This is a genomic window from Mesorhizobium sp. WSM4815 (assembly GCF_055811575.1).
In genome coordinates this window covers 13,137-28,623 of sequence record NZ_JBVVQS010000073.1, presented here as the reverse complement: position 1 = coordinate 28,623, position 15,487 = coordinate 13,137, and the positions used below count along the sequence as shown (strand labels likewise).

Sequence of the window (15,487 nt, the reverse complement as noted above, 5' to 3'; positions counted from 1 at the left end):
CGTAACGGGACTGCGCATCAGGCTCGATTTATTGACTGGGGCGCTTGGGAGGAGGCTGCCCCATAACAGCAAGCAGGCGAAACCCGCTTCTCGCCGCCAGCACTTCACAGAGCCGGGACGACTCGCAACGGCAAAATCTGCCAACATTAGGAGGAGGATGTTATGAAGAAGATTGTTGCCGCTCTGGCGGCTCTCGCCATCTGCGCAGCGGCGCTGGTCACGCCCGCATTGGCGCAGGACAAAAAATACACCATTGCGCTCATTCCGGGTCTTACCACCGACGGCTTTTACATCACCATGCGCAAGGGAGCCCAGGCGGCAGCCGATGCCCTTGGTGTGACCCTGGTTTTCCAGGGCGCCCCGGATTTCAATCCGGTAACGCAAGTCCCCGTGCTTGACGCGGTCATCGCCAAGAAGCCGGATGCCATCCTGATCGCGCCGACCGACAAGGTTCAATTGGTCGAACCCCTCCGCAAGGCCCATGACGCCGGCATTCCGGTGATCACCGTCGACACCTTCATCGGCAGCGGCGTCTACCAGACCGGCGCCGGCGAGGCGGATTTCCCACTGTCCTATATTGCCTCCGACAACATTCTGGGCGGCGAGATCGCCGCGCGGGCATTGGCCAAGGCCATAGGCGACAAGGGCAAGGTCTACGTTTCGAACGTCAAGCCCGGCATTTCGACCACCGACCAGCGTGAAGAGGGCTTCAAGAAGGAGATGGCGGCCAACCATCCCGGCATCACCGTTCTCGAAACCCAGTTCAACGACAATGACGCCAACAAGGCCGCCTCGCAGCTGCAGGCTGTGTTCGCGCGCAATCCCGATCTCGTCGGGGTGTTCGGCGCAAACCTGTTCTCGGCGCTTGGCGCGGCGAATGGCGTCCAGCAGGCCGGGCAGACCGGCACCGTCAAGGTCGTGGCGTTCGACGCGCCGACCAGCATTGCCGACAACATCAACTCTGGCCTTGTCGACGTCGCGATTGCCCAGCATCCCGCGGAAATCGGCTATTTCGGCGTCGTGTCGGCCTATGCCCATCTGACCGGCCAGTCGATCCCGGTTGCGATCGGCACCGGCTTCACGATCATGGACAAGGCCAACATCGCCGACCCGAACATCTCGAAATACCTCTATTCCGAATAAGTCCAGCCAGTCTCCTTCCGGCTTGCCGGAAGGAGACCTGCGCCGGGTCGCTTTGACCCTGTTTGTCGGAGGCCGCTCTGCGGATCGGAACCATCCATGACTTCAACATCACCAACCGAAACACATGTCGCTCCTCAGGCGGATCACGGTGATCCGGCCAGGAGTTGGCTCGCACGCATCGCCGAAGGGCGCGCCTGGCTGTTCCTTGCGGGCCTGATCATCTGTTTCGAGGTCTGGTCGAGGCTCTCCTTCGGCGCGACCTTCGTGCTCAACCCGTTCAACGTGCAGTCCATTGCGATATTCGCCGTGGCGCCGTTGCTGCTGGCGACCGGGCAGACCTTCGTCATCATTTCGGGAGGCATCGACCTCTCGCTGGGCTTCATCATGGGTCTCGCGGCCGTCGTCGCCGCCCACGCCACGAATATGGCTGGCGTAGCCATGCCGGTGCCTCTGGCCATGATGCTGGGCATTCTGGCGGCCGTGATCGTCGCCGGCGTGCCTGGCGTCATCAATGGCTTGCTGATCTCGCGCCTCAGAATTCCCCCTTTCATCGGCACGCTTGGCATGTTTGGCGTGGCGCGCGGCGCTGCGTTCCTGCTGGCCGGCGGCACGACGGTGCCGGTCCAGAATTCCTGGTTCGCGCTGCTTGGCAACGGCAGGTTCTACGGGGTGCCTTATCTCGTCATCATTGCCGCCGTCTTTGTCGTGGTGATGCACTACATCCTGAGCCAGACCCGGTTCGGCCAGCATAACTACGCCATCGGCGCCAATGTGCAGGCGGCGCGCCGCGCAGGCATCGACATCAGGGGCCACATCCTGCGGCTCTACGTGCTATCGGCGATGTGCGCCGGCCTCGGGGGCGCGCTCTATGCAGCGCGCTTCACCGCGGGCGCCGCCCAGGCCGGCGAACCCTTGCTGCTCGACAGCGTGGCAGCCGTGGTAATCGGCGGCGCCAGCCTGTTCGGTGGCTCAGGCACCATCTTCGGGACGGTCGCCGGCGCCTTGGTCATCGCGGTCATTCAATACGGGCTGGTTTTCGTCAATGTCGAGCCGTTCTGGCAGTTCATCGCCGTCGGCCTCGTCATCATTATCTCCGTCCTTATCGACCAGGCGCAGCGCCGGTTCAGTGGAGCTCGCCAGGATGAATAGTTCAGAACCAACCACCCCCCTCCTCGAAGTCCGGCACCTTTCCAAGCATTTCGGCGCGGTACAGGCGCTGAACGATTTCTCCATGGCCGTGCGGCCGGGCGAAGTGGTGGCGCTGGCCGGCGACAACGGCGCCGGCAAGACGACGCTGATCAAGGCGATATCGGGCGTCTTTCAGCCGACCGGCGGTGAAATTCTGCTGAGGGGGCAGCCGGTCACCTTCGCGACGCCGCAGGAGGCGCGCGAAAAAGGCATCGAGACCATTTACCAGGATCTCGCTCTCGCCGACAATCTGTCCATCGGCGCCAACATCTTCCTCGGCCGTGAACCCATGCGCAAGGCTTTCGGTTTCTTGCCGGTGCTCGACCGCAAGGCGATGGCCGTCGCCGCCAAGCAGACGATGGGGCGGCTGGACTTCCATGTCAGCCGGCTCGACGCCCCGGTCAGCAATTTCTCCGGCGGTCAACGGCAGGCCGTTGCCATCGGCCGGGCCGTCTATTGGGATGCGCAGATCCTGATCATGGACGAACCGACCGCGGCCCTCGGGGTGCCGGAGCAGCGCAAGGTCATTTCGCTCATCCACCAGCTCAAGGCGCAAGGCCGGGGGGTGATCTTCATCTCGCACAATCTGCAGGATATTTTCGCCGTTTCCGACCGCATCGTCGTGCTGCGCCGCGGCATCCAGGCCGGCGAGCGCAAGATCTCGGAGACCAACCATGACGAAGTCGTCAAACTGATGGTTGGCGGCTGATGCATTAGCCGCTCAGCATCTCAATGCGCCCGCCGGATTCCCGGCGAACTACAAATATAGCGCCCGCCAACCGGGAGGAGGTGTTCGGCCCGGTCGTATTTGTCATCCGCGTGCGCGACTATGAGGAAGCACTTCACGTCGCAACGACACGCCGTTTGGCCTTGCGTCGGGCATTTGCACCACCAGCTTGAAGCATGCCAGCCATTTCAGGCGTCACGCGCAGGCCGGGATGGTCATGGTCAATACGCCCACCGCCGGTGTCGATTACCACTACGTTCCTTTCGGAGGCACGAAGGGGTCGAGCCTCGGGGAGCGCGAACAGGGCTCCTATGCGCGGGAGTTCTTCACAAATGTGAAGACGAGCTATCTCCGGCCATAAAGGGTAAGGGCCGCAACAAACGTGGCGCGGGTGGCTGAAGTCCTTGCCCGTAGATGGACCGGCGAACCGGCGAAGCCATTTCCTGTCAGCCCTACTTCAAGATTGCACGTGCTCGGCATCGATCGTTCGGGTGTCGCCCGTAGCAACCATTGTTCGCGTTGCTTCGATCGAGGCATAAATCCAAAAAATCCGCATCGGCTCGGTATCGGACGCGTTGATGAAGCGATGCGGAATATCGGCGGGAATCCAAGTGGTGTCGTTTGGCCCTAGATGGTGGCGCACCCCGTCGATCTCGGCGATGGCATTGCCGTCGAGGACCATCACTGTTTCCTCGCAATTGTGCTTATGCAGTCCGATCGCCGCGCCAGGATCGAAGGCGGTGATGCCATTGATCATGCTCGTCGAGCCAATCTTGCGGCTTACTAAAGGGGTCGTCCGAGCGCCACCTCCTCGCTCGTTGGCCTTTATCTCTTTCGGGCGCAGTATTCTGGCGGTTGCACCAACCATAAAGGCATTCCCTATTTCCGAGGCGACGTGGTCGGCGGAACTATTGCTGGACCGACCCAGACCGTCTTGATGTTGACGAACTCACGTATTCCGTAGACCCCAAGTTCGCGACCATAGCCCGAACGTTTGATGCCTCCGAATGGATATCGCGGGTCTGACGCGACCATGCCATTGATGAAAACTGCACCGGCATCGATGCGGCGCGCCAGTTTTCGCGCTGATTCAAGGTCCCGCGTCCAAAGCGCGGCGCCGAGTCCGAATTCAGTGTCATTGGCAAGCTCGATGGCTTCGTCCGCGTCTTTCGCACGTATTATCGCTGCTACAGGCCCGAATGTCTCTTCGCGAAATGCCGTCATCGACCGTGTGACATGGTCGAGAACTGTTGGCGGATAGTAATATCCTTGGCCGTCGAGTGGCTTGCCCCCGAGCCTCAGCGTTGCTCCCGCAGCAACGGTCATTTCAACCTGTCGATGAAGCCCGTCGCGCAAGTTCGCGCGCGCCATTGGGCCGATATTTGTGTCGCGATTGTTCGGATCGCCAATCTTTAAGTTGGCGACCTCGGCGCAGAAGAGACCGACGAACTCGTCCGCGATGCTTTCCTCGATTATGAAACGTTTGGCGTTGACGCATGACTGTCCGACATTGATGTACCGCGCCTTGACAGCGATTGCCGCGGCCTCGTTCAGATCAGCCTCCGCAAGGACGATAAAGGGATCGGATCCCCCAAGTTCAAGGACCTGTTTTTTCAGAGCCTTGCCGGCTTGCGCGGCAACGATGGCTCCGACCTCTGTCGAGCCGGTCAGCGTGACAGCGGCAATCCTTTCGTCTGCGATGATCGAAGCGACCTTGGAAGGTTCGATGAGGAGAGTGGCGAACAGGCCGCGTGGGCAACCGGCCTGTTCCATGATCTCGGCAATGGCCATGGCGCATCGGGGCACGTTGTTGGCGTGCTTCAGGATTGCCCCGTTGCCGGCCGCAAACGCAGGCGCGGCGAACCGAAAGAACTGCCAAAATGGATAGTTCCAGGGCATGATGGCGAGCACGACGCCCAGGGGATCGAAGACGACTGAACTCTCACTTGCATTCGAGGCGACCGGTTCATCGGCAAGGTAATTCGATGCGTGGTCGGCATAGAAATCGCAATTCCATGCACATTTTTCGATCTCACCTTCAGATTCAACGATCGGCTTGCCCATTTCTTCGGTGACCAAGGCAGCGTAGCGGGCCTTGCCGGACCGCAGCACTCTCGCCATAGCGGTGAGCAGTTTCACGCGTTCTGAAACGGATTCCTGCCGCCATGATCTTTGCGCCGCAGCCGCAGCTTGAAGAGCGGATTCGATCACAGCGTCGTTGTGAGGCTCAAAGTGCACAACCTCGGCGCCTGTGGCCGGATTGATAGAGGTAATCATTTGCGTTGCTCCGCGGACATATGGTCGCGTCGCTTGCCAGACACTTCGTATGCGCCTTCAAGCAAAGCTCGTCTCCGACACGAGAAGCCCATCGCGATCAGCATAGGCAAACATGTTCGGTTTGAATTCGATGCCGCCGAAATGGATCGTCACACCTGTCTTGCCGGCGGCATCCTTGGAGGATTTCTTCGGCGTGACTGCGAGGCAAAAAACGGCGACATCCATGTCATCGAGCTCAGCGCTGTCGCGCACCGCACCGTTGATCACGATGCCGGCCCAGTTGTTCTTTTCCAGAAGCAATCCAATCTGGTCGCCGAGCAGAGCGACGCGAGTCGAGCCGCCGCCATCCACCACCATTACGCGGCCATCTCCCGGCCTTTCCAGCTCAGCCTTCAGCAACGCATTGTCTTCGAAGCATTTCACGGTAGCGACTGGCCCGAAGAACGCCTTGCGCCGGCGTAGCTTGATGAATGGCAGATTGCAAAATTTGACGGCTTCTCCGTGGGCGTCGACGAGATCGGCGGTTTTCATGTCCAACTCAATAATTTGCAAAAACAGTGAGGAGTTCGGTGACTTGATCGGGCGTGAGCAAAGTCGTCGGCAGGCCGCGTGTCAGGACGAGCAACTTGGCTGTCTCTTCAAGTTCCTCCGCCGCGTAAACGGCAGACGTGAGATCCTTTCCTGCGACGACCGGGCCATGGTTGGCGAGCAGAACAGCCGAATACGCACCACCCAAGTCTCGGATCAATTGCCCGAGGCCTTCGTCGCCAGGGCGCCGGTATCGAATGAGGCCGACCTTGCCGACGCGCATGACAACGTAAGGCGTCAGCGGCGGCACACAGTCGTTTGGATCAAGGTCGCTCAGACAGGAAAGGGCAGTGGCGAATGTGGAGTGCAGGTGTACGACTGCGCCCGTGCCAGGCCGCGTTTCGTAAAAGGCGCGATGCAAAAACACTTCCTTGGATGGCTTGTCACCGGCGATGTGGCGGCCGTCGTTGTCCAGCTTGGAGATACGGGCAGGGTCCAGAAAACCCAGGCACGAATTTGTCGGTGTTATCAGCAATCCATCTTCAACGACGGCGCTGATGTTCCCGGCCGAACCCACCGAGAAGCCTCGGTCGAACAGGGATTTTGAAAGGCGAGCAATGATCTCGCGAGTGTTCGCTTCAGTGGTCATCTACCCGGCATCCTATCCAAAGCTTTTACGAAGAAGTCGGGCGCACCAAAATTGCCTGACTTGAGCGCCATCGCAACCGGTGCCTGGCCGGTTGAGATGACAACGGGCACGCCCGGATCAATTTCAGGACCGATGGTCAGCGCACCGAGGTCGAGCGCGGTAACGACGGCCCCGGAGGTCTCGCCGCCCGCCACCACGAGCCTCCGGACGCCAGCGGACACAAGCTTCCGCGCCGTATCGGCGAAAAGCGCATCAAGCGTTTCTGCAATCGCGTCGCGTCCATACCGGCCTTGCAGTCGGCTCACCTCATCGGGTGTGCCTGACGAAAAGACCAGTGGCGCCTTGCCGTGGTTGCCGAGAACGAAACTGACGAGATCGGAGGCGGTCGTGTTCCCCCGCATCACGGAATCCACATCGATCGCGAGGGTGGGGTGCTTTTGCTGGTGCCGTTCTACCTGACCACGCGTCGCGCCTGAGCAACTGCCAGCCAGGATCGCTTCAGGACCGTCGACGCCGATGCCGAGCGAAGTTGAGCCGCGAGCCAATCCGGCGGCGATGAAGTTGGCCGGGAGACCCATCGCCACGCCGGAGCCCCCCGTAATAAGTTTCGCGCTCGCCGCGGCAGTTCCGATCGCGACAAGGTCGTCATCGCCAAGAGCATCTACGATCACCAGGCGCTGGCCAGACCCATGGGCTTTTCGAAGTTTTGCAGTAATCTCAGCCGGACCAGCCCGGACAGACGACCAAGTCACCAATCCGACGGGATAGCGCGACTGACGTGTCAGCCAGCGCCGAATGTCGGGGTCGGTCATCGGGTTGAGGGGATGGTTTTGCAAGCCGGACTCGTTGAGGAGCCGGTCGTGAACGAAGAGATGGCCCTGGTAGACGGTGCGACCAGCAGCAGGAAAAGCCGGGCAAGCGATGACGCCATGGGCATCGAGCGCCTCAGCCAATGCCTCGGCCACTGGCCCGATATTGCCAGTCGGGGTCGAATCAAAGGTCGAGCAGTATTTGAAGACAATCTGAGTACATCCTTGACCGAGCAACCAATGCAGCGCCTCAAGAGACTGAGCGACGGCATCCGCTGCCGTGATCGAGCGGCTCTTGAGCGCGATCACGCCGGCTTCCATGTCACTTATTGTATCACTGCGCGGGACGCCCAGAAATTGCGCGGTCCGCAAACCACCTTGCCCAGGTAGGCCTTTAGCGATCGTGTTGGCGATATCGCTTGCACCAGTGAAGTCGTCGGCAATGACACCAAGCAGCATCGGAACTACCTCCTTGCGTGGTGGGAAGTGGTGGCCCCGGCACCAAGCAGGAAGCGCAGTTTGGCAACGGCCGCATCAGGACTCGTCAAAACCGGTGTTGTTGTCTTGGCCTCAACCGCAGATCTTGCGCGCGCTGTCGAGAAATGCGCGAGCGTGATAGCATCGAAGCCCTCGATCCTTGTGGCGGCCTCTGCGACAAGACGATTGTGAGTGGCGACGTCACCGGCTCTTACAGCATCGATCGCACCTTCGACCAGGAAACTGGTCAATGTTGCCGATGGATTGATACGATCCGCCTCCTCGCGAAACTCCTGTTCCATCCCCGCGCGCGCCGGCGGAAAGGTGTATAGCATCGCGGTTCTGCCACCTTGCCGGATCGCGGCCTCGAACATGGCTTCGTTCGGCTTGAGCACCGGAACGGAAGCAAGCGAAGCGGCCAGTTCGATCGCCGAAGAGAACGCCGAACAGGTAAACAGCACCGCCGCGCTGCCAATCGATTCCGCATAACGGGTAAGCGAAACGATCCGATCTGTCAGTGCGTTATTGATGCTGTCGACCTTCGCCCGGTCGGGTGACAAACTGTCCTCGAGAATGTTGACCGGCTCGGCTTCAGGCCAATTCGCCGCCATGGCGTCGCGAATTGGGTCCATCGCGATCGGCGTAGCATGAACGAGGGTGATGCGGGGGCGTGCGGTCACTGCGTAACTCCAGGATGTCGGGGGGACCGGCGGCCGCCAGGAGGAGGGCAGCCGCCGGACGGCGCTTACTTCTGCGCCGGAAACACCCAAACAGCGTCGGAAGGAATCCGAGCCCAAACCTTGCCCGGGGCGATCTGCATCGCGCCATTTGCCTTGGCAATCAACCCGCCGCGGTGCAGCCTGTATTCCCAACGATCGCCGAGATAAATCGAATCATCGAGGTCCATCTCAATGCCCCCGTCCATGGCCTTGTCCGAGACTGAAATCTGCTCGACCCTGATGACGGCCGTCGCATCACTATTTCCGCTGATGCCTGCCGCCTCACGGACGACGCCTGGCAGTGACCAACCTTCGCCCCCGATCGTCGCTTTGGCGCCATCGAGCGTCTGCACGCGGCCCTTGATGATGTTGTTGGCACCCAGGAAGTCCGCGGAATAGAAGCTGTTGGGATTTGAATAGATCTCTTGGGGCGTCCCCTGCTGCACAATACGCCCATCCTGCAGCAGCAGGATGTTGTCGGCCGCGGCAAGTGCCTCGCTTTGATCGTGGGTGACCAGGATCGCACAAATCTCGAGGTCGAGAATGAGCTTCCGGATCCAGTAGCGTGCCTCTTCGCGCAGTTTCGCGTCGAGATTCGAAAGCGGCTCGTCGAGAAGCAGCACGCGAGGCTCATAGACCAGGGCCCGGCAGATGGCGACGCGCTGCTGCTGACCTCCCGACAATTGCGATGGGTATCGGTCGGCGAGGTGACCGAGGCCGAGCCGCTCGAGTATCGCCTGCACGCGCCTGCCGATCTCGGCCGAGGCGACGCCACGCAGTTTCAGACCGTAGCCCACATTTTCTCGCACGGTCCGGTGCGGCCACAGGGCGTAGGATTGGAAAACCAGACCAATATTGCGCTGCTCCGGTGGCAGCGCAATATTGCGTTCGCCGTCGAGTACAGTCCTGTCACCAATGACGATGCGCCCGATTTCGGGCTGCTCCAGCCCGGCAACGCAACGCAACAGCGTGGTCTTGCCGCTGCCGGACGCGCCCAGCAGTGCAACGATCGAGCCGCGCTCGGCGGTGAAGGAAGCGCCCTTCAAGATTTGTAGCCCGCCCAGCCATTTTTGGACGTTGTTGACGACAAGTTCAGTCATGGATGCGTGCTCCCAGTCGAAGCGCAAGCGCAAGGCCGGCGCCGGTCAAGACGATGCTGATGAGGGCGAGTGCCGCAATGGTGTTCATCGCGCCGGTGGTCAGCAGCGAAACCATCAGCGAGCCGATCACTTCGGTGCCGGCGCCCATCAGATACACACCGGTGGCATATTCGCGAAGAAAGATGATCATGATCAAGGCCCAGGCGCCTGCGAGACCGGGTCGGACGATCGGAATGACGATGTCGCGCCAGGTGCGCCCAATCGTTGCACCGGTCGTGCGCGCCGACTCCTCCAGCTCCGGCGCGACCTGGATCAGCGTGCCCTGCAGCAAGCGCAGTCCATAGGACAGACCGACCACCACGTAAGCGATGAACAAGCTGAACAACGTCGGACGCAACGGCGTCAGGAACGGCACGAACAGAAAGACCCAGAAGAACGCGAGGCCGATCACCAGGCCGGGCAAGGCGCGCGGCAACAACACGACGTAGTCCAGAACCATGTTAGACAAGCCGTGATTACGGTGGCCGGCCAGACCGACAAGGAGATAAATACCGACCGCTACCGCGCCGCCGCCGACTGACAAGATAACCGTGTTGATCATGCCGCGGACAAGGCTGGGCACTTCGGTCAAATGGGCGAAGTTTGCCAAAGTGAGCTGATCCAGCAGGTTGACGCCTTCTCCCCACGCATTGACGAATGCTCGGACTGTTATTCCTCCAATCGGCAACACTACAGAAACGAAAAGCCACAGGCCGATGATGCACAGCGCGACCCCTTGGCCATTGCGACCCAATTTTAGCGTGGCAACGCGGGCGCCCTTGCCCCCGAGTGCTGCATAACGCCTGGCATTACGAAGCAGACGGCGCTGCATCCACACAAGCGGCAGGGTGATCAGCAGGAGCACTACGGCCACGACAGCCATCAATTGATAGGTAGGTGTCCCAAACAGCGTGGTGAGTTTATAGATATAGGTCGTGAGTACCATGATACCGTTTGGATCGCCGAGCACGAGCGGGATACCAAAGGTTTCAAAGCCGAGCAGAACATTCAGCGACGCTGCAAACACGATCGATGGCAGAACCATCGGAAGCGTGACGTCACGTGACACTTGCCAAATGTTTGCTCCGCTGGTGCGAGCTGCCTCCTCCAAGTCTGAGGGGAGACTTCTCATCGCTGAAGACACATACAGATAGACGTGTGGGACATGGCTCAGCCCAGCGATCACGATCATGCCGGTAAGGCTGTAGATATTCCACGGAACGATCCCGATGAGGTCGCGCATTGCAAGCGATAGGAAGCCGGTTGGCCCGACCGAAACAGTATAGCCAAAGGCCAGCACGATCGAAGAGATGAACATCGGCACCAGGACGAGGATCTCAAGCAGCCGCTTATATCGAATGTCCGTCCGTGTGATCAGGAACGCCAGCAAACCGCCTAGCGGAACAGCGATTGCAACCATACCAAACGCGAATGTGGTCGTCGTGGCCAGGGCCTTGTAGAAGTTCCGGTCCGTGAAAACGTAGCTGAAAGCATCAAACCCGAACGCGGCCCGCGGGCTGAAAAACGGGCCGCTGAGAAAGCTCTGATAGATGATCAATACGACAGGGGTGAGCACCGCCAAGGCCAGCAGACCGATGACAACAACACGATAAACGTGTGCGTTACCCACGATCGGCATCTTCGCAGGGTAGTGGTGCGCATGCGCCACCCCGCCCGCGCTGAGGGCGGGATTTTGAGTCTGAACGTTCATATCACTAGCTTTCGCTTATCGGCTGAAGGGCGAGGGAGCATTGCGGCGCGCTTTGTCGCGCCGCAAAGCGAAGTCCCATTATCGTCCGAGCGCCGCCTTCCAGTCGTTCAGGAATTGGACGCGCTTCGCCGGCTCCATGTATTCGAGCAGACCTTCGTCGACGACGATAGGCTTGAGTCCCCCACCGACGCGCTCATTGAGTGTATCAATGTTCAGGCCGCCAGTAGCCTCCTTGCGCACCGCCGGCAAACCGCCTTGCGCCAACGCCGATTGACCTTCCTGCGAGAGCAGAAAATCGACAAATAGCTTCGCCGCATTCGGATGAGGCGCATTGTTAGCGACCAGCGCCAAGCGCGAAAATGCTGGCGTGTAGTCGCTTGCGAAATGGACGCCCAGGTTCGGGCTCTCCTTCACCCAATCAAGGGCATAAGAGCCGATGATATTGATGGCGATCACGTTCTCGCCGGACACCACCGTTTCCTTCATACCGCCGGAGCTCGAGTAGATTTTGGCACCGTCATCGCCCATGGCCTTCGCCAAATCCCAGAAATCCTTGCGCTGGCGGGCGTCGTTTGAATGATGCAAAAATCCCGATCCGCTCTTCTCTGGATCAAAGGTCGCGACCTTGCCCTGCAGCTCGGTCTTATTGTTTTTCAAAAAGGTGATCATGTCGGCATAGGTCTTGGGAAGGCGATCTTCAGTCAGTGCCTTGGTATTGTAGATTACGCCGATTGGTTCGACGGTGGTGCCAAAGAGAATGTTCTTGTAGTTTGCCCATGCCGGGATGTTTGCAGCCTCGGGGGATGCGTATTCCTGAGCATAGCCATCCTTAACCAGCGTCATCTGCAAGTCCATCGCTGAGCTCCAGACAACATCCGCCGTTACCTGGCCAGCCGCGGCTTCCGAGATCACTTGGTTGTAGGCGCCATTGGTGCCCACATCATTGTAGGCAATCGCAATGCCATACTTCTTTGTAAATGCGTCCTGGAGCTTCTGCGACTGCTCAGCATCGGTGGAGGTGTACACCGACACTGTACCTTCTTTCTTTGCAGCGTCGATCAAAGCCGCGTCTTGGGCCAGCACCGGTGACAGCGACAGCGTCACTGCGACAAGAGCGGTGAAACTTGCAAGCTGCCGCGTATATCGGATATTAGAGCTCATCATTTTGCTTCTCCCTAGATTTCGCCCGTGCACGATGCTCCTCCGGGCGCTGGTCCGAGCCGCTCGTGCGCCTCAGACAACTGCGATTGGTTTTTTAGTTTTAGAAATGCACGTGGCGCATTTTCAGGCGCGCCGCTTCGCGCGCTGTCGTCGCTCTGATCGCTTTTGCAACAGCTGATCCGAACGCATCGGTATTGGTGGTGCCGCCGAGATCTCGGGTGCGCGTTTGCGGATTGGCGAGAACCTCGTCTACGGCCCGGTCTATCTCCGCCCCGGCTGCTTCGAAATTCGTGAGACCGCGCTTCTCGCCAATCCAGGAGAGCATCATCGCGGCCGAGAGAATGAGCGACGTCGGATTGGCGATGTTCTGGTTCTGGATGTCGGGTGCCGACCCGTGCTGCGCCTGGGCGCACACAAGACCGAGTTCAGCATTTGCGTTGATCGAACCAGCCAACCCGAGACTTCCAGATAGCTCGCTGGCAAGGTCGGAAAGAATGTCGGCGTAGAAGTTGGTCGTAACGATGACATCGAAACGAGAGGGATTGCGCACCAGATGCGCTGTCATGGCGTCGATGATGAGATCATCGAGGCGCACCTCTGGAAACTCGGCCGCGACCTTGCGCACCTGCGTCATGAACAGGCCATCGGTAAGATGGAAACAATTGGCCTTATGTACTGCTGTTACGTGCTTGTTCCGCTTCATTGCGAGTTCGAAACCAGCCCGGGCGATACGTTCGCAGGCATGTGCTGTGATCTTTCGGACGGACAGGGCCACATCGGGTGTTGGCATGAACTCGCCTGTCCCAGCGAACATGTTGCGGTCTGAATAAAACCCTTCCGTCGCCTCGCGCATGATGACGAGGTCCATTTGCTTCGCGGCGCTGTTCAAGAATGGACGCACGCGGGCAGGACGAATATTGGCATAGAGGTCTAGCTTGACACGGAAGCCGGCCGAGACGTTAACACCGCCCTTTTCGCGGGGAGGATAGTCCATGTGCGATTGCGTGCCCAGGATGATGCCGTCGTATCCGCGAGCCCGTTCCAGCGTCTCATCGCGAAGGGTTGTCCCGTACTTCTCCAAACTCGTGAAGCCGGTGTCCTCATAGTCGTATTCCAGCCCGAGACCAAAAGCCTGGTTGACGGTCTCCATAACCTCCATCGTCGCAGCGGTGATCTCCGGGCCGATGCCGTCGCATGGCGTAACCATAATTCTCATCCAACGTCTCCCTAGGCGCGACGGGACGGTCCCGCCAAATGTCTCTCTGGAAACGTATTGGCTTTTTACGAAGGAAAATGCAATAAAGAAAATGCAGGCGCTACGCTTTTTCTTGTGCCTGATGGGACCAAGACCAAGCAATCGGCGACTTGCGCGACATCGCGCCACCCAAATGCCTTCGCATCGCGTAGGAGGCCTCAGCGACTTCGCCGCGCTCCAAAAGATCAAGAATTGCAAGATGATCCTGGCATTGAACCACGAGACGATCACGGTCGACGCGAGAACGATATTCCAGGAGACGTCGCATCTGGTTGACGCGAACGAGAGAGAGATGAAAGAACGGGTTGTTCGACATCTTGATCAGTTCCTCGTGGAACAACGAGCCGTTATGCAGGAGCCGTTCAGCGGGAAGACGCGCAATATCGGTCTCCAGCATCCTTGTTTGTATCCGGCGTTGCTCGTGGATGATGCGGCGATCAAGCATGAATCCTGGTTCCAGCATCGCCGCCGGCTCGATGAGCATTCGAAAGCGATATATCTGTTCGAATGCCTCCGGTGTCTTCGCCACCGGCAAAAACCGCCAGCCATAGCCCTGCTTGCGCTCCGCCCAGCCCTCACGCAAAGCGCGCATTAGCATGTCGCTCAACTGCGCCTTGGTGACCTGGTAGCGATCGCGGAGCGCGCCCTCGGTCATTTCGGCCGGTATGCGATCCATCAACCAGTCTTCGGCCAGGCGTTGATAATCGTTCTCGACCTCGAACGGCTTCGCCTCGTCGCTGATAGGCTCGACAATTTGCGACTCGGGAAGCTCCTTCACAAAGAAGCCCCGATTTTCCTTTTGTTCCAGTAATCCTTGCTCCGAGAGAACTTGCATGGCTTCGCGCACCGGTGAGCGTGATACGCCGAACCTGTCGGCCAAATGCTGGGTTCGCACATGATCGCCGGCGACGAGTTCGCCCGTGGTGACGAGCAGCGTTATCTGACCGGCGATGTTTCGTGCCAAGGCGCTTGCTGGCATAAGGGGCTCCGAACTGCTGTTGGCCGTGGAGGTCGGCGTTGAAATCCGCTCAGCGGCCAAGATGATTCCCGCTGCTTCGCGGAGAAGTTTGCACGACACTTTCTAAAAAAGCCAATCCTTATCGCGTCGCTATCATGAAGACGCGCGGGAATGGCAACAGCACCGTCCCGTCTTCAAAGGCCGAATAGTGCTTCGCCAGCAAGGTTCGGTAGGCGTCGAGATACTGTTCTTTCTGATCACGCTCCAGCCGCAAGAGATAGGGCAGGAGTCCCGTGCTACTAAACCACTCGATGATTCCATCCACGCCTCTAAGAGGATGGTGGTAGGTCGTGCGCCACACCTCGACTTGGCGGTAATGCGCTTTCAACATCCTAAAGTAAGCGGGGGCCATCTCAATCGAGGCACGCTCCCAGTCAGCGCTCGCGAGACGCTGAGACCATCTGGCGTCCCGCGCCACCTCTCGCATGCACACATGGGTCGGCTCATTCAAATTGTCCGGCATATGTATCGCCAGCGTTCCTTTCATTTCCAATGCGTTGAGGAGACGGGTAGCAAGCTGTCATGGACCGGGAGCCACTGCAGAACGGCATTGGCGAAGATGACGTCCTGTCTCTTAGCAGGCACCCAACGCTCAATTCGAGAAACGCTGAAAATCAATCGAGCGGGTCGCTTCCGCGCTGCTTTCGATCATCTGGGGTGATGAGTCCATCCCGCTGACAGTGGCG

15 protein-coding genes and 1 pseudogene are annotated in these 15,487 nt (G+C 59.3%); 4 read left to right on the top strand and 12 right to left on the bottom strand.

Annotated elements, in window-relative coordinates:
• Positions 1-162 precede the first annotated feature (162 nt).
• The 4 genes and pseudogenes from AC0L2B_RS03195 (at position 163) to AC0L2B_RS03180 (ending at position 3,419) form a co-directional block, all read left to right on the top strand.
• Complete coding sequence (locus AC0L2B_RS03195) at positions 163-1,143, top strand: ABC transporter substrate-binding protein (RefSeq protein WP_023800330.1); 981 nt, start codon at positions 163-165, stop codon at positions 1,141-1,143.
• 96 nt (positions 1,144-1,239) lie between these two features.
• A complete protein-coding gene (locus AC0L2B_RS03190; RefSeq protein WP_027156329.1) occupies positions 1,240-2,292 on the top strand; it encodes an ABC transporter permease subunit in 1,053 nt (350 codons plus the stop codon).
• Positions 2,285-3,040, top strand: coding sequence for an ATP-binding cassette domain-containing protein (locus AC0L2B_RS03185; protein ID WP_023800331.1), 756 nt, complete (start codon positions 2,285-2,287; stop codon positions 3,038-3,040). The genes AC0L2B_RS03190 and AC0L2B_RS03185 overlap by 8 nt, the downstream gene beginning before the upstream one ends.
• A 23-nt stretch (positions 3,041-3,063) precedes the next feature.
• Positions 3,064-3,419, top strand: a pseudogene (locus tag AC0L2B_RS03180) (aldehyde dehydrogenase family protein).
• A 96-nt stretch (positions 3,420-3,515) separates the two neighbouring features.
• Here the strand turns inward: AC0L2B_RS03180 and AC0L2B_RS03175 are convergent.
• The 12 genes from AC0L2B_RS03175 to AC0L2B_RS03120 all read right to left on the bottom strand — a co-directional run bounded on the left by AC0L2B_RS03175 (position 3,516) and on the right by AC0L2B_RS03120 (position 15,288).
• Positions 3,516-3,926, bottom strand: coding sequence for a cupin domain-containing protein (locus tag AC0L2B_RS03175; protein WP_473744136.1), 411 nt, complete (start codon positions 3,924-3,926; stop codon positions 3,516-3,518).
• Between the two features lie 11 nt (positions 3,927-3,937).
• Positions 3,938-5,386, bottom strand: a complete 1,449-nt coding sequence (locus AC0L2B_RS03170) for an NAD-dependent succinate-semialdehyde dehydrogenase (protein WP_473744164.1) — start codon at positions 5,384-5,386, stop codon at positions 3,938-3,940.
• Between the two features lie 6 nt (positions 5,387-5,392).
• A complete protein-coding gene (gene rraA / locus AC0L2B_RS03165; protein ID WP_473744134.1) occupies positions 5,393-5,866 on the bottom strand; it encodes a ribonuclease E activity regulator RraA in 474 nt (157 codons plus the stop codon).
• A 7-nt stretch (positions 5,867-5,873) separates the two neighbouring features.
• Positions 5,874-6,512: a 3-oxo-tetronate 4-phosphate decarboxylase gene (gene otnC, locus AC0L2B_RS03160; RefSeq protein WP_473744133.1), complete on the bottom strand. Its 639-nt coding sequence runs from the start codon at positions 6,510-6,512 to the stop codon at positions 5,874-5,876.
• Positions 6,509-7,780: a 3-oxo-tetronate kinase gene (gene otnK / locus AC0L2B_RS03155; RefSeq protein ID WP_473744132.1), complete on the bottom strand. Its 1,272-nt coding sequence runs from the start codon at positions 7,778-7,780 to the stop codon at positions 6,509-6,511. The genes otnC and otnK overlap by 4 nt, the downstream gene beginning before the upstream one ends.
• Positions 7,781-7,785: 5 nt before the next feature.
• Positions 7,786-8,478, bottom strand: coding sequence for an aspartate/glutamate racemase family protein (locus tag AC0L2B_RS03150; protein WP_473744131.1), 693 nt, complete (start codon positions 8,476-8,478; stop codon positions 7,786-7,788).
• A 65-nt stretch (positions 8,479-8,543) separates the two neighbouring features.
• Complete coding sequence (locus AC0L2B_RS03145; RefSeq protein ID WP_473744130.1) at positions 8,544-9,617, bottom strand: ABC transporter ATP-binding protein; 1,074 nt, start codon at positions 9,615-9,617, stop codon at positions 8,544-8,546.
• Positions 9,610-11,367, bottom strand: coding sequence for an ABC transporter permease (locus AC0L2B_RS03140; RefSeq protein ID WP_473744128.1), 1,758 nt, complete (start codon positions 11,365-11,367; stop codon positions 9,610-9,612). The genes AC0L2B_RS03145 and AC0L2B_RS03140 overlap by 8 nt, the downstream gene beginning before the upstream one ends.
• A 78-nt stretch (positions 11,368-11,445) precedes the next feature.
• Positions 11,446-12,531 carry an ABC transporter substrate-binding protein gene (locus AC0L2B_RS03135; protein ID WP_473744127.1) on the bottom strand — a complete coding sequence of 362 codons (1,086 nt, stop codon included), beginning with the start codon at positions 12,529-12,531 and terminating at the stop codon, positions 11,446-11,448.
• Positions 12,532-12,628: 97 nt separating this feature from the next.
• Positions 12,629-13,744 carry an isocitrate/isopropylmalate dehydrogenase family protein gene (locus AC0L2B_RS03130; RefSeq protein ID WP_473744126.1) on the bottom strand — a complete coding sequence of 372 codons (1,116 nt, stop codon included), beginning with the start codon at positions 13,742-13,744 and terminating at the stop codon, positions 12,629-12,631.
• Positions 13,745-13,844: 100 nt separating this feature from the next.
• Positions 13,845-14,762 (bottom strand): GntR family transcriptional regulator, encoded by a 918-nt coding sequence (locus AC0L2B_RS03125; RefSeq protein WP_473744125.1) that lies wholly within the window; start codon positions 14,760-14,762, stop codon positions 13,845-13,847.
• A 118-nt stretch (positions 14,763-14,880) separates the two neighbouring features.
• Positions 14,881-15,288 carry a hypothetical protein gene (locus AC0L2B_RS03120; RefSeq protein WP_473744124.1) on the bottom strand — a complete coding sequence of 136 codons (408 nt, stop codon included), beginning with the start codon at positions 15,286-15,288 and terminating at the stop codon, positions 14,881-14,883.
• Positions 15,289-15,487 lie beyond the last annotated feature (199 nt).